Origin of the sequence: Paracoccus aminophilus JCM 7686, from assembly GCF_000444995.1 — a bacterium.
Lineage (GTDB): Bacteria > Pseudomonadota > Alphaproteobacteria > Rhodobacterales > Rhodobacteraceae > Paracoccus > Paracoccus aminophilus.
Map to the genome: position 1 here is coordinate 1,514,281 of NC_022041.1, position 13,656 is coordinate 1,527,936.

At 61.7% G+C, this 13,656-nt stretch carries 17 protein-coding genes and 1 tRNA gene; 9 read left to right on the forward strand and 9 right to left on the reverse strand.

Going from position 1 to position 13,656, the window contains the following annotated elements; genetic code table 11:
- Positions 1 to 46: 46 nt before the first annotated feature.
- Positions 47 to 802 carry a sulfotransferase domain-containing protein gene (locus JCM7686_RS07530; RefSeq protein ID WP_041527702.1) on the forward strand — a complete coding sequence of 252 codons (756 nt, stop codon included), beginning with the start codon at positions 47 to 49 and terminating at the stop codon, positions 800 to 802.
- Positions 803 to 950: 148 nt separating this feature from the next.
- On the opposite strand, the gene soxR is transcribed toward JCM7686_RS07530, so the two are convergent.
- Positions 951 to 1,415 (reverse strand): redox-sensitive transcriptional activator SoxR, encoded by a 465-nt coding sequence (soxR, locus tag JCM7686_RS07535; protein ID WP_020950257.1) that lies wholly within the window; start codon positions 1,413 to 1,415, stop codon positions 951 to 953.
- Positions 1,416 to 1,744: 329 nt separating this feature from the next.
- On the opposite strand from soxR, the gene JCM7686_RS07540 reads away from it, so the two are divergent.
- Positions 1,745 to 2,938, forward strand: coding sequence for an MFS transporter (locus JCM7686_RS07540; protein WP_020950258.1), 1,194 nt, complete (start codon positions 1,745 to 1,747; stop codon positions 2,936 to 2,938).
- Positions 2,939 to 3,001: 63 nt separating this feature from the next.
- Here JCM7686_RS07540 and JCM7686_RS07545 read toward each other — a convergent pair whose 3' ends face one another.
- On the reverse strand, positions 3,002 to 3,898 hold the full coding sequence (locus JCM7686_RS07545; RefSeq protein WP_236635878.1) for a LysR family transcriptional regulator: 897 nt from the start codon (positions 3,896 to 3,898) through the stop codon (positions 3,002 to 3,004).
- Positions 3,899 to 4,016: 118 nt separating this feature from the next.
- Between JCM7686_RS07545 and JCM7686_RS07550 the strand changes: the two genes are divergently transcribed.
- Together JCM7686_RS07550 and JCM7686_RS07555 are read left to right on the forward strand one after the other, a co-directional pair.
- Complete coding sequence (locus tag JCM7686_RS07550; protein WP_020950260.1) at positions 4,017 to 4,778, forward strand: SDR family NAD(P)-dependent oxidoreductase; 762 nt, start codon at positions 4,017 to 4,019, stop codon at positions 4,776 to 4,778.
- 1,086 nt (positions 4,779 to 5,864) lie between these two features.
- Entirely contained in the window at positions 5,865 to 6,143 is a 279-nt protein-coding gene (locus JCM7686_RS07555; protein WP_041527703.1) for an SH3 domain-containing protein, read from the forward strand.
- Between the two features lie 178 nt (positions 6,144 to 6,321).
- On the opposite strand, the gene JCM7686_RS07560 is transcribed toward JCM7686_RS07555, so the two are convergent.
- The gene (locus tag JCM7686_RS07560; protein WP_020950263.1) at positions 6,322 to 6,768 is read right to left on the reverse strand and encodes a GNAT family N-acetyltransferase; all 447 of its coding nucleotides are present in this window, start codon (positions 6,766 to 6,768) and stop codon (positions 6,322 to 6,324) included.
- 168 nt (positions 6,769 to 6,936) lie between these two features.
- On the opposite strand from JCM7686_RS07560, the gene JCM7686_RS07565 reads away from it, so the two are divergent.
- From JCM7686_RS07565 to JCM7686_RS07570, 3 genes are all read left to right on the forward strand, one after another.
- Entirely contained in the window at positions 6,937 to 7,254 is a 318-nt protein-coding gene (locus JCM7686_RS07565) for a DUF2834 domain-containing protein (protein ID WP_148292588.1), read from the forward strand.
- 11 nt (positions 7,255 to 7,265) lie between these two features.
- Positions 7,266 to 7,544 (forward strand): hypothetical protein, encoded by a 279-nt coding sequence (locus JCM7686_RS24330; protein WP_020950265.1) that lies wholly within the window; start codon positions 7,266 to 7,268, stop codon positions 7,542 to 7,544.
- Positions 7,545 to 7,719: 175 nt separating this feature from the next.
- Positions 7,720 to 8,058 (forward strand): zinc ribbon domain-containing protein YjdM, encoded by a 339-nt coding sequence (locus tag JCM7686_RS07570; RefSeq protein WP_020950266.1) that lies wholly within the window; start codon positions 7,720 to 7,722, stop codon positions 8,056 to 8,058.
- Positions 8,059 to 8,134: 76 nt separating this feature from the next.
- Here the strand turns inward: JCM7686_RS07570 and JCM7686_RS25160 are convergent, their stop codons facing one another.
- The 4 genes from JCM7686_RS25160 to JCM7686_RS07590 all read right to left on the reverse strand — a co-directional run bounded on the left by JCM7686_RS25160 (position 8,135) and on the right by JCM7686_RS07590 (position 11,158).
- Complete coding sequence (locus JCM7686_RS25160; RefSeq protein ID WP_084621045.1) at positions 8,135 to 8,788, reverse strand: excalibur calcium-binding domain-containing protein; 654 nt, start codon at positions 8,786 to 8,788, stop codon at positions 8,135 to 8,137.
- 249 nt (positions 8,789 to 9,037) lie between these two features.
- Positions 9,038 to 9,114: transfer RNA gene (locus JCM7686_RS07580), tRNA-Arg, on the reverse strand.
- A gap of 50 nt (positions 9,115 to 9,164) precedes the next feature.
- Positions 9,165 to 9,647 carry a GNAT family N-acetyltransferase gene (locus JCM7686_RS07585; protein ID WP_020950268.1) on the reverse strand — a complete coding sequence of 161 codons (483 nt, stop codon included), beginning with the start codon at positions 9,645 to 9,647 and terminating at the stop codon, positions 9,165 to 9,167.
- Entirely contained in the window at positions 9,644 to 11,158 is a 1,515-nt protein-coding gene (locus JCM7686_RS07590; RefSeq protein ID WP_020950269.1) for a hypothetical protein, read from the reverse strand. Before JCM7686_RS07590 ends, JCM7686_RS07585 begins: the two co-directional genes overlap by 4 nt.
- Before the next feature lie 538 nt (positions 11,159 to 11,696).
- Here JCM7686_RS07590 and JCM7686_RS07595 point away from each other — a divergent pair.
- On the forward strand, positions 11,697 to 11,939 hold the full coding sequence (locus JCM7686_RS07595) for a BolA/IbaG family iron-sulfur metabolism protein (protein WP_020950270.1): 243 nt from the start codon (positions 11,697 to 11,699) through the stop codon (positions 11,937 to 11,939).
- A 22-nt stretch (positions 11,940 to 11,961) separates the two neighbouring features.
- Positions 11,962 to 12,324 (forward strand): Grx4 family monothiol glutaredoxin, encoded by a 363-nt coding sequence (grxD, locus tag JCM7686_RS07600; protein WP_020950271.1) that lies wholly within the window; start codon positions 11,962 to 11,964, stop codon positions 12,322 to 12,324.
- A 96-nt stretch (positions 12,325 to 12,420) separates the two neighbouring features.
- On the opposite strand, the gene JCM7686_RS07605 is transcribed toward grxD, so the two are convergent.
- On the reverse strand, positions 12,421 to 13,170 hold the full coding sequence (locus tag JCM7686_RS07605; protein ID WP_020950272.1) for a phage holin family protein: 750 nt from the start codon (positions 13,168 to 13,170) through the stop codon (positions 12,421 to 12,423).
- A gap of 8 nt (positions 13,171 to 13,178) precedes the next feature.
- Positions 13,179 to 13,580, reverse strand: a complete 402-nt coding sequence (locus tag JCM7686_RS07610; RefSeq protein ID WP_051201533.1) for a DUF883 family protein — start codon at positions 13,578 to 13,580, stop codon at positions 13,179 to 13,181.
- Positions 13,581 to 13,656: the final 76 nt, after the last annotated feature.

Sequence of the window (13,656 nt, forward strand, 5' to 3'; positions counted from 1 at the left end):
GTAGAACGCCCCTAACCTTCAGATTTTTCAGGAAAGAATCTGGATGATGTCTGAGCCTATCGCGACGCCTGTGCTCGATTTTGCCATTATCGGCATTCAGAAGGGCGGCACCACGGCGCTCCATCGCTTTCTGTCGAGCCATCCCCAGATCTTCCTGCCCGAACCCAAAGAGCTGCATTTCTTCAACTCCGACGGGGCGACCGACTGGGCCGTGCCGGATTATCGCAAGCTCGAGGCCCATTTCGCGAAGGTGCCGCGCGAGGCGCGCAAAGGCGAGGCCACCCCGGCCTATATTTTCCATCCGCATGCGCTCTCGCGATTGCGCGCCTATAACCCCGCCGCCAAGCTCATCACCGTCCTTCGCGACCCGGTCGAGCGCGCCTATTCGCATTGGCGGATGGAGCGGACGCGCCAAGCGGAGACGCTCGATTTCCCGGAGGCGATCCGGGCCGGACGCCTGCGTGTGGCGGAAAACCCGGCGCGGTTTTCCTATGTCGAGCGCGGTTTTTACGCGGCGCAGATCGAGCGGCTGCTCGCGCTTTTTCCCGCAGAGCAATGTCTGTTCCTGACGACCGATGATCTGAAAACCGATCACATTCCCACGCTGTCACGCGTCTGGCGTTTCCTTGGCTGCGACGAAACCGCAGCCGCGCCCGAGCCACAGATGATCCGACCGCTTCTGAGCGACGAGACCCTCGCGCCGCTCAGCGATTGCGATCGCGGCTATCTGCGCGCGCTCTATCGCGAGGACATCCACAGGGTCGCGGCACTGATCGGTCGCGATCTTGACGGTTGGGGTTAGGCCCCGGATTCGCGGGCCGCGATTGGCTTCTTGATGCGCGCACGGCTCTGGCGCACCTTCGCGCTGGTGTTTCGCCTCAAGGCTGACCCTCCAAGCGCCACGAACACGGGGGCATAGATGGCCGGCGCATCCTACGCGCCTAGTCTCGTCAATCCCTGCCTTCCAGAAGAACCGGCCCGGCATGCCCTTCACCAAGTGCGTCGTTGGGATTTCGCAGGGGGCAATCCTGTGTCGAGAGACAGCCGCAGCCGATGCAGGTCGTCAGCTGATCGCGCAATCGGGTCAGGCGATCGATCCGATCGGTCAATTGCTTTCGCCATCCCGCCGCGAGCCTCTCCCAGTCATCCTGCGTCGGCATGCGCTGATCGGGAAGCGTGGCGAGCGCCGTCTGGATTTCTTTCAACGGCACGCCCGCGCGCTGCGCGACCCGGACGATGGCGATGCGGCGAAGCACAGAGCGCTCATAGCGCCGGTGGTTCGCTGGTGTGCGCCAGCTTTGAAGCAGGCCCTCCTTCTCATAAAAGTGCACGGTCGAGATGGGAACACCCGCCCGCGCTGCCACTTCGCCGACCGAAAGATCGCGCTTCGGAATCGGTCTCGGCTGCTTCTCCATTTTCGCCCCTTGACCTCAACTATGGTTGAGGTTTTATCACAATATGGAACTGCCAGAAAGGACCGTTCCATGCTCTCCCGGCAAGCCAGGTTTCGTGCGATCCAAGGTGTTGTTTGCAAGTTGTCTTCCGGCAATGTCACGGGCGGCGGATCGCCGGGCCGGATATCGCGGACAGCGGATATTTCACTGGAGATACGTGATCTGCGGCAGTCGGATCACCCTGCGCGGCGCAAATCCAATGGCCTCCCTTTGCCGGGCCAGCCCTGCTTGCCGAGCGAACCGCCGCAATCTGTGCGAAATCCGCGCCCTTGTTCCGAGGCGGCCTGATCATGCCGCGAACTCTAGCCCACACCGAGCCGTCATGGCCGCTGAAAGCGACATTGCTGGCGGTCGCCGCGCTTACCATCATGTCGGGAACGGTGGTCTCTCCCTCGCTTCCCGCGATCCGTCAGGCCTTCGCGGGACAGAGCAATGTCGAGTTGATGAGCCGCATGGTCCTGACCTTGCCCGCGCTCTTCGTCGTCGTTTCGGCGCCGATCGCGGGGGCCATGGCCGATCGCTATGGCCGCAAACGCCTTTTGCTGGCGGCGATCCTTCTTTACGCGGCTGCGGGACTGTCGGGCCTTGTCGCGACCAGCCTGACCGGTGTCCTTTTGGGCCGCGCGATTTTCGGCCTCGCCGTCGGAGCGATCATGACGGTTGGAACCGCTCTGGTCGGAGATTATTTCGCCCCCGGGGCACGGGCGCGTTTCTTCGGGTTGCAACAGGCCTTCACTCAGATTGGCGGCGTCGTCTTTGTTGTCGGCGGCGGCTTTCTCGCCGATGTGAGCTGGCGCGCGCCGTTTATCCTCTACGGTCTCGCCTTCCTCATTTTTCCTGCCGCTGTGGTTTTCGTGCGCGAGCCGGTCCGAAACCAGCCTGATCCAACCACGCCACAGTCTTCAGGCGGGAAGCAAAATTGGCTGATCCTGGCGCTGCTGTGCCTGACGACCTTTGTGGCGAATGCGTTGTTTTATACCGTTCCGACCCAACTCGCCTTCCACCTCAAAGAGCTTGGCTATCCCAATGCCCGAACGGTTGGCATCCTCATCGGTGTCTTCAATCTGATCGCGGCAATCTCGGCGCTGTCCTATGGCAAGCTGCGCAACCGATGGACGATCCCCGAAATCTTCGCCGCGGCATTCACGCTGATGGCCGGGGGAGCGATGGCGCTGTCCTTTGTCGCGTCCTTTACCGGCTTGACCATAAGCCTATCCGTCATGGGGTTCGGGCTGGGCATGATGATGCCGAATATCATGGCATCTGCCCTTCAGATCGCCCAATTCGAGTTGCGCGCCAGAGTGACAGGTCTGGTCACCGCCTGTCTGTTTTTCGGATATTTCATGTCCCCGATCCTCAGCCAGCCCGTGATCGCCCAAGTCGGATATGACGGCCTCTATCGCACCGCCGGATCCGTCTATGCCGGTCTTGCGCTTGTTGCGGTGGGGATCATCCTGGGAAGCCCCCGCGCGGTTAAAGCGTGAGGCGGGGGTGGTAACCTCGCGCTGACAGGATAGGCCACAGTCCTTGCTCGCCCGCCCCCCTTCTCAGCGGATGTCACGTTCGCCCTTGATGAAGTCGATAAATGCGCGCAGCGGTGCGGGCACGAGGCGGCTTCCCGAAAAATAGAGAAATGGCCCGGAAAACTCCTGCCACCACGGTTCGAGAATGGGTTCCAGCGCACCGCTGTCGAGATGGGGGCGCAACCAATCCTCGAAAATGGAAATGACGCCCAGCCCGGCGATTGCCGCGTCAACGGCCAGATCAAAAGCCGCGCCGGAGCGCACGACAAGCGGCCCGGACGGGTCAATTTTGACGAGCTCGCCCTCACGTTCGAAGGTCCAGGCATGGGCGACGCCGTTGGCCGAGCCGCTGCCCAGGCAGGCATGATCAAGTAGCTCGCGCGGATGCCGGGGCCGTCCCATCCGGTCGAGATAGGCGGGGGCCGCCGCGGTGGCGAAGCGTTGGCGGCGCGGTCCGATCGGAATGGCGATCATGTCTTGCGCCAGCCTCTCTTCGTATCGGATGCCCGCATCGCAACCGGCCGCGACGATATCGACGAGATCGGTTTCGGCGGTCACCTCGAGCCGGATCCGGGGATGGAGCGCGAGAAAGGGTGTGACGATCCCGGGCAGGATCAGCCGCGCGACATTGACCGGAACATTGAGCCGCAACGTGCCGCTCGGGGCATCGCCAAGCGCGCTGACCGTGTCGAGCGAGGCGAAGACTTCGGTCAATGCGGGGGCGAGCCGGTCCAAAAGACGCGCGCCTGCCTCGGTCGGGGCTACGCTGCGCGTCGTGCGATGAAACAATCGGGTGCCGAGCCGGGTTTCAAGACGACGCACGGCCTCGCTCAGCGACGACGGGCTCATCCCGCTGGCGCGTGAGGCCTCGCGAAATCCCTTGGCCTGGGCGACAGCCACAAAGGCCGACAGATCGTTCATATCGATGCGCATTGTTCGTCACTCTGCACAGACTGTTTCTGGAATATGCAATTATCCTGATAGCAAACACAATCTATCTTGTCCCTCATCAGCTAGGTCACCAAACGGAGCACAGAGAATGTCATCGACAGCGAAAATTGCGATTGTGACCGGTGGAAGTCGCGGCATCGGGCGCAGCATCGTTCTCAATCTGGCCAAGCAAGGCGTGTGGCCGATCTTCACCTATCATACCCGCGCGGATGAGGCGCGCGCGCTCGTGTCCGAGATCGAGCAGAACGGCGGCAAGGCGGTTGCCCTGCAGCTTGATACCGGGAAGTCCTCGACCTTCGACGCTTTCGCCGACAGCGTCAAAGCGGCGCTGGCCATCTGGGGTGCACCCGGTTTGGATTATCTGGTCAACAACGCCGGGATCTCGAACCATACGCCGTTTGCCCAGATCACCGAAGAAGAGCTTGACCAGCAATATACGGTGAACTTCAAGGGCGTCTTCCTGCTTACGCAAAAGCTTTTACCGCTCATCCAGAACGGCGGCTCCATTGTGAATATCACCTCCGGCGTGACGCGGTTTGTCAATCCGAACAGCAGCGCCTATGCGACGTTCAAGGGCGCGGTTGAGGTCCTGACCCGGTATCTCGCCCACGATCTGGGTGCCCGCAACATCACCGTCAATTCGGTGGCTCCGGGCGCGACGGCGACGGATTTCAGCGGTGGGGTGGTGCGCGACAACCCCGAAATCAACCAGATGGTTTCAAGCAGCACTGCGCTTGGCCGTCCGGGCCTGCCCGAGGATATCGGCGGCGCGGTGGCCTCGCTTCTGACTGGCGAGACGCATTGGATCACGGGCCAGCGGATCGAGGCATCCGGCGGGCTGCGTCTTTGATCCAGCAGCCCGCATCGCCAACGGGGTGCCGCCTTTCCGAGCGCGACGATGGCGCGCGGTTGGCATCCTGCGAGCGATGCCAGAAGAGCATCCGCCGACGCGGCGCGTATCTGGTCATATCCTGACCGGGGAACTCACCGAGCCGGTGACTCCTCACCGTCAGATCACCAATCCTGGTCCAAGCTGAACTCTCGAAGCGCCCGCCGTGTTTCGCACCAGCCCGGCATGATCCGGTAAGCGGCGGATGCGGCCAGCACCACGGCTGCAGTCGTTTCCGGGCGGGACAGGGGAAATCGCTTTGATGGTCGAGGCCAATGATAGCATGTGGCCGCCGCGCTCCGCGTCAGTTCCGGGTTCCCGGTCGCCATGGCAAAGCGCGGGCCTATCGCCATGGCGTTAAGCTGATCCAGCGAGACGTTGAGCGGGGAAGCTGAAGACTGTCGACGGCCGTATCGCTGAGGCCTCGCGCGGCTACGACATGGGCTGCATGGACAATAACGCACCGGCCTGCACGGCCAGTCGGTCGCCGCTCGCGGAGCCGAGCACCGACGCGCTGCCCTCTGACGCTGCAACCTATCAGACCCCCACCGCTGTCGGAGAGATCACCTCCGAAAAGCCCTGTCGCAGCTTCGTCCTCTATCAGGCCTCTCCAAAGAGGCCGGAGGCGTGAGCAGAACGTGCTCTTTGGAGAGGCCTGATCGGATGGGGACCGCAGCGGGACCTAACTCCGGAACGACGTCTGGCAGTTCAACGAGATCAGGACGGATGATCCGTTGATCGACGTGCAGAGCCGCTGCTGGCAGAACCTGATGACGACCCGCAGTTTCCTCTTCACGACGGGAAGGTGACGGACGGGCATTGCGCACGTCCGCACGAAGCAGGCGCGCAGGCACGCGCTGGATGACTGGGCGGCACTCCCGAGACCAGCGCCCCCCAACGTTGCCACGGCAATACGTGGATATGACGCGCATGGCGAAGCCGCCCTTCAGCCCTTGATTTCGCCACGCCTCCGCCCTGCTCGCAACCTGCCGACTGTCATTTGCGGTGATCCTGTCGTATTGATGGCAAAACGATTCAGGTCACATGATGCGAACTCATTTTGCTGCTCTTCTCGTTCTCACCATCGCATCAGGCTGTGCGGTCGGTTCTGGCGCAGTGGTCAAGGGCGCCGGGCCGAACGACCTCCTGAAGCTGCGCGACGGCCCCGGCCTCAACCATAAAATCATCATCGGCCTGCCCGACGGAACGCGCCTGACCCGCCAGAACTGCGTGACGACCAAAGGGAAAGTCTGGTGTCGGGTGACGTTGACCGACAGGCCCAGTGTTTCGGGTTATGTTTCAGCCGATTATCTCGCCCATCGCTGACATGACGCACCCGGCGCGCGGGTTTCAACCGAGCGTCCGGCCAGTCAGGCTGCAAGGGCTTGCGGTGGGCGATGCGCCTGCGACAGCGCGGCGATTGACGGTCCTGCGCCCTGCCCCGATGAAAGAGCCTCTGGCGGGCGGGCTGATCTGACGTTGATCGACCAGCCTCCGACAGACCTCAATCGAGCGGCTTTTCGAAATAGACGCGATGAAAGCCGTCTTCGGATCTGCGCGCCACTTCGACATATCCAAGCTTAGGATAGATCGAGAGATTCTCCGTCATCTTCTCGTTCGTATAGAGATGGACCGCGCGCTTGCCGCGCACCCGTGCCTCGCGCTCGCAGAAAGCGACCAGCGCCTTGCCGACCCCGCGACCCGCAGCCTCGGGCAGGACGGCGACATTTTCGAGCAGAACATGATCGCCGTGAGCGTAAAACACGATGAAGCCAAGGAAAGCGCCGTTCTCGGCGGTGAAGACATGGACCTGCCCCGCCGCGATCTGAGCGGCGAAATCGGCGTCCATCGGCGCGGGCCTGCGTCCGATCACGGGCACATAGCGGGCATAGGCCAGCGCCGCGCATCTGCTGATCTCTGGTTCGTCGCTGGCGACAGCCTGCCGGATCATGCGCGCTCCTTTGCGAGTAATTGCGCCAGATTGCGCCGAAATTCCCCCCGCCGCAAGCGGGGCCTCGGGCCTTGATCCGCGCGCCTCGGGTGGCCCTCGGCCGCCGCCTCGGCTAAAGCCCGTGGAGAGATCATCGCGGGTGACAGCCCTCCTGAAAGGGGTATGACATTGACAATCCGATCTTTCTATCTCGCGGCGGCAATCCTCGGAACGCTGGTGCCCTGGTTCTTCTTCGGGTCCTTCTTCGCGCTGAACGGAGCTGCCCCTGCGCTCTTTGTGCAATCCCTCTTCGCGAATGGCCCGGCCGCCGGGTTCTCGGCGGATGTGCTGATTTCAATCGCGGTTTTCTGGGTCTGGTCGTGGCGCGATGCCCAACAGCACAGGGTCGCGCGCTGGTGGCTGGTTCTGCCGACGAGCTTCTGCGTCGGACTGTCCCTGTCGCTCCCGCTCTATCTCTATCTGCGCGAAGGTGAGCGCCCGCTTTGAGCCACGGTTGAGTGTGCATCCGGCTGCTCGCCCGGCCCGATCCGCCTCAGGATCGTGAACAGGCCGCGACCAGCCCGGGTCACACGACGACGCGCTTGATTGTCGAATTGCGCGTTATCAGCGCGGCCAATTGCATCAGTTCCTCTTCCAGACTGTCGCGATCCGGTGCCACGCCGCGTGAAATGCGCACAGATCTGGCATATCCCGGCGCGATCGCGAAGGCCGATGATGACACGATCGAGACCCCACCCTTCCCGGCCTATTCGGCAAAGACGTGGGCGTTCCAGTGATCGGGTAGAGCAGTGTTACGCCCAGTGCCCGCTCAGCGCCTCGCCGACTCTCCCGCCGTAGCGCGATCGCCTTCTAGCCTGCCGCCGATATCCGCGTCACGGTCTCGTCAGGATCGATGCACACGCTGCCGAGCGGTGACTGGCTTATCCTTATGCTGCCCGCTAAGATCTTCGCATGACAGAAATATTGCCGCCGTGCCCCGAATGCTCCTCCAGCTTCACCTATCAGGTGGATATGCTTTTCAACTGCCCTGAATGCGGCCATGAATGGTCGTCCGAGATAGCGGATGGCCAGTCCGAAGTTCGTGATGCGGTCGGCAACATCCTCGCCGATGGAGACACGGTGACGGTGATCAAGGACCTGAAGGTCAAGGGCTCGTCGCAGGTCGTGAAAGTTGGCACCAAAGTGCGCGGCATTCGGCTGGTAGACGGCGACCACGACATCGACTGCAAGGTGCCGGGGATCGGCCAGATGGGCCTGAAGTCCCAGTTCGTCAAGAAGGTGGCCGAATAGGAGTTCGCGATCTGAGGTCACGGCCTAGGCCAAGAACAGGCGCGCGCGAGATTCGAACAATCCTGGTTCCGGCTCTTCAGCAAGGGTCTTCGCACGGCACTCCATCGCCGTCTCGATCAAGTCGCCTGCCCCAAGGGCAGTTTTCGAGGTAACATCGCGCTTCCTCGCAACTTTTGATCTGCTTGCAATACCGACGCGGGCTGGACGAATAGGTCTGCCTGGCCAGCTCAATCAGCCGCAGGGCTGGCGAATCTGTCAGTTCAGATTGATCCTCAAGGGCGGCGGGTGCGTTGCTAGGTTGTGTTGACAAAAGGTATTCCGCTGGCCCGCGCCCTGCGCTCTGCGTTTCAAGCGCATGTCCACCTGGGAGACATGCTCGGCACGCAACGGATACGCGAGAAGAGCCGGCAGCACTCATAGACGCGGCAAGCGCACCACATATGGGCTTGTCATCATTCTGATGCTGACGACCGCTGGCCGTATCGGAGCATTTCTTGAACTGACGTGGGACCGTGTAGCCTTCCAACGCAGCCAAATCAAGTTGGCAACCAACGACCTGGGCCCGAAGAAAGAGCGAGCCATGAGCCCGATGAACGCCACGGCCCGCGCCGCTCTGCAAACCGCAAAAGGCGCCCCGCTCTGACCGTTCGTGATCGAGCGCGCGGGCAAGCAAGTAGGCAATAGCAAGACTGGCTTCAGGGCCGCCGTGACGCGCGCGGGGATCGACCATTGCACGCCTCACGATCTTAGGCGCTCTGCGGGGCGTTTCATGGTCGAATCTGGAACGCCCATCGAGGGGTTGCGCAGTATCTGGACCGCTCAAATCCGTCGATCACCCGCAGCACATATGCGCAGTTTAGCCCAACACACCTGCGCGGTGCGGCAAGCTCACTCGAGTTCATTCAGCCGCTTTCAGTTCGTTGGAGCAAAAAGCAAAGACTTGCAGATGTTTCAACGATTTGAAATCATTGGAGAAAACTGGCGACCCCAGGAGGAATCGAACCCCCAACCTTGGACTTAGAAGGTCCCTGCTCTATCCAGTTGAGCTATGGGGCCGCGTTTGCGTTGTCTTGGACCAGCTTTGCGGTTGAATCAACCGCTTGTTTTCAAGATGTCAGCTGAAGAGTCATGAAGACGCTGAACGGGTCGGCCTCATATCCTTCGAAGGGCCCGCATTCCGCAAAGCCCGCGCGATGGTAAAGACCGCGCGCGGCGGCGAAAATCGGCTGCGGCCCGGTCTCAAGGCTGATGCGTTGATAGCCTGCGGCGCGCGCATGTCCGATTACGGCATCGAGCAAACGCCGGGAGTGGCCGTGGCCGCGCTCTTCGGTCAGCACATGCATCGATTTGATCTCGGCATGGCTGTCGTCGATCCGCTTGATCGCGCCCATGGCCACGGGACGACCGTGATCGCGCAGAACGAAGAAATCGATCCCCGGCGCCACGAGCGCCTCGCGCGGCATCATATGGATCGATTCCGGGGGGGTATCGGCGTGCATATCCGCGGTATGGCGCTGAAAGAGCAGCACCAGATCGTCACCAAGGGGGGACTCGCGGTGAACCGCGAGCCCTGAATCTGTTGTCGTCACTGACCGGGGCCTCCGATGGGCATGTCGTTGACCTTTACCACACCCGGCGTGGTTGCATCAATCGCCCAGACCTGCTCGCCTTTGTCGATGCCGGGCTTGGCCAGAGCACGCGCCATGGTCAGCATCATCAGCGGCTGGCCGGCGAGCTCTTGCGGCGCGGCCTGAAGCGCGGCCTGGACATTGTCGAGGCCGGTTGCCGAGATCTTGGCGGTGCCGGTCGGGATATCGCCATCCTCAAAGCCGGTCTGCAGATCGGCGGAGTATTTGATGTTGTAATCCTTACCCGCAATATTGCTGTCGATCAGGCTGACTGCCAGCTTGCCATTGGGCAGGAACGCCTTCGAGACAGCATCCTTGTCGAGCTTGCCAAGCGGATCGTGCTTGTCATTGAGATCAAAGGCCGCGATCACCATTTTCGCCGGCGCGGCAAGGTCAAAGCCCTTGATATCGAACTCGAAATTGAGCTGCTCGGGCAAAAGCGGCACACCCCATTCCGGCAGCAGACCCTCGGGCACGGTCAGCTTGTCGAAGGACAGCTTTTCGCGCAGATGCCCATCGGGCGTAGCCCCGCTGACCGCCAGCTGAACGCCAAGGCGATCGACGCCGAAATTGCCATAGGGCGAGGTGATCGAGACGGTTTTGACGTCCGCATCGACCGCCAGCTCGTCCCAAAGCGGCAGGGCCGCGCTCAATTTCCCGCGCAGATCCTCTTGCTGGGCCTTGACCAGATCCTCATCGGGATGGGCGACGAACCACGAGGCAAGCGTCAGGATGCCCTTGCTTTGCAGGCCGTCGATCTTGACGTTGCCGGTGTAAGAGGGCGCCGCGAAGCCGATCTTGATCGGGTTGGCCGGATCGAGAACGCCAAGCTCGGATTGCTGGGCGACGTTCTGGACATCGAAGGTGCCGACGACATCGACGCCGCCATTGCTCGCGGCTTTGCCGGTGGTCTTGAAGCTGGCCCGTTCGATCGTCTGGTGGTCGCGCGACAGCACGGCGGGCGTTTCCGAGGGATCGGGCTCGACATATTGGCCCTGCTCATTATAGCGGCCGACCGGCGTCTGATACTGCACCGTATCCGAGACCATATTGGTCATTTCGCCGCTCATCTCGCGATAGGCCGCCAGCGATTCGTCCCAGATCCCTTCCGAGCGGCTATGCGCGGTCAGCTTTTGATCCTGCAGGCCCTTGACCTTGACGTTCCAGGAAACATCCTGATCTTCGGTCACCTTCCAGGTGCCGTCGCCATTGTCGGTGAGATGATAGGTCATCGGCAGGATGGTGACCGCGATCTCATCGCTCGGAATTTTGGCCAGAAGCGGCGCCGGATCGATGGTCAGGTCATAGACATCGCCTGCGGCCTTGACCGTCACGACGCCTTCGGTGGCGCTGAGATAGCTTTCGAAGACCCCTTTGAGGCGCGCCGCGCCATCATCGGTCGCAGGCGCGGCCCAGACGGCGGAGGCAGGAAGAAGAGCCAGAACGGCTGCAATCGCGTGGCGGCTATACATAGACCTGTCCTTATCAATCTGACGGAGAAAAGCGTGAAATCCCGCGCGCAAAGAGCGGATTGCGCTGGCTTGGGGTCGGGCCACGGCTGCGAACAGAATTCTCATCTCTGGGTCCGGGCGCTGGTTTCACACCTGAATTCGGGTCGGCGAAGGACCGGATCGCGCCGGTTGAACTCTGCCGTCTTCGCTATAACCTGCGTATTGGACTAAATGAAGTCACGGCGCCGCTTTTCTTAAGCGGGATTGTTTCAAAATGCCGGAGTTTTTCTTCTTTCCTCGTTTGGCGGCGCACGCATAGATTGATTGCCCAATAAACGCTCAGCCCCGACGTGCTCCTTCCTGCCCCAGAACGGAAATTCCTTTCGCGACCACTTGGTTATCGCCAACCGAACTGCCGGGTTCAGCGGTTGATTCGCGCCCTGCCCGACTTTGAAACCCGACGCTTGCGCGCAGAATTGCCTGCGCTCTCAGCCACCTCGGTGACTTGCAGCCCGCTATCCCATCGCCTACATCTTGCTGAACAGCGAGAGGTGACGCCATGGCTATGGAAGCCCATGACATCGAAGCCCTGATCCGGGCGACATTCCCCGAAGCCAAGATCACGATCACGGATCTGGCCGGAGACGGAAACCATTATGCCGCCGAAGTCATCGACGACAGCTTCCGCGGAATGAACCGGGTTCAACAGCAGCGCGCGGTCTATGCCGCGCTGCAGGGCAAGATGGACGGGCCGAATGGCGAGCTCCATGCCCTCGCGCTGACCACCAAGGCCCCCGAATAGGCCGTTTTCCGAGGAACCCAGAATGACTGATGTTCGCCAGAAGATTCAGGACACGATCGACAGCAATAATGTCGTTCTGTTCATGAAAGGCACCAAGGAAATGCCGCAATGCGGTTTTTCGAGCCGGGTTGCCGGTGTGCTCAACTATATGGGCGTGGATTATCGCGATGTGAACGTGCTCGCCGATGACGGTGTGCGTCAGGGCATCAAGGAATTCTCGGATTGGCCGACCATTCCCCAGCTCTATGTGAAGGGCGATTTCGTCGGCGGCTGTGATATCATCACCGAGATGACGCTTTCGGGCGAGCTCGATCAGCTTTTCGACAAGCTTGGCGTGACCTACGACAAGGAAGCCGCCAACAAGATCCGCGAAGCCAACGCCTGAGATTTCCGCTGGGAGTCACGAGTGTTGATTGAAAAAGCCCGCCAATCTGGCGGGCTTTTTGATTTGGGCTAGTCGACCGCCGCCAGAAGATGACGCTTAGAACGCATCATCATAGCCGTCTTCGTCGAAATAGGCCTCGTCCTGATCGTCATCCTCATCATCGTCGCCATGGCGCCAGCTTTGGAAGCGGTTGGCCAAGGTGATGCCGATGGCGAAGGCGCCGATCACCGGGGCGATCGTGCCAAGCTTCGAAGACCGCGCCTTGTCGATGCCCTCGGCCAGCTTTTCGCGCCGCTCGGCGGTCAGGCCGATGCGTTCGGCCATGTCATCGGCCCCCCGCACCAGCCCGCTGGCCTTGGCCTCGACATCATCGGCGACCCGGCTCGCACGGTATGAGACGGAATCGACCAGGGACTGCACCCGGTTTCCCGTCACATCCGCCAGATGCTGCGCCGTGCTTTGCGCCGCTTCCAGCGCATCGCCCGCCGTCTCGCGCACCTTGTCGATGGCACGCTCGGCCCGACCGCTGACGCGGTCGAGCACCACATCCGTGGCGATGCTCATGCGCTCCTCGACCTCGGCACGCAGATCCGCCGCAGTGGGCGCCTCGTGACGCTTAGAGGTGCCGAAGACCAGAAGCAGCAGGCCGAGAATGAGGAAAACTGCACCGATCACCAGCGAGGCGTTCAGCGGCCCCCATTCCAGCCGGACCGCCAGAAAGGTCCAGAGCGCGGCAAGCAGAAAGCCCAGCCCCGTCAGCGCAAGGATGCCCGCAGCAGCGACCACCCCAGCCCGCCGCGCAATATCGGAGGCGGCGAGCTTCATCCTTCTGGCATAGTCGAGCATGGTCGGCCTCAGCGACGCGAGGCGATGAGAAGACCGATCAGGAAGCCGACCCCGGCGGCAATGCCAAGCGATTGCGCGGGATTGCGGCGGATGATGCCCGAGACCTCATCGAACCGCTCTTCGGCATAGCCCGCGACCTCATCGGCATGATGGCGGCCGCGACGATAGAGATGACGCGCTTCCGAGCGGGCCCGGTCTGCGAATTCGCCACCGCGCTTGCGAGCATGGTCGGCGAGATCCGAGGCCTTGTCCTGCACATCGTCCAGAAGATCGGCGCCGCGCGATTTGATCCCTTCATAGGCATCTGCAACATCTTCCGCGGCCCGACGCCCATGGGAGCGCACATCATCTGCGGCCTCGCGAACACGGTCGCCCACATCGCGCGCCGCATCCTTTGCGTGATCAGCCACATCTCTCGCGTCGTTTTCAGGTTTACCCATAGAACTCTCTCCTGATTGGATTATTCACGTTCGCTGACCCAACGCC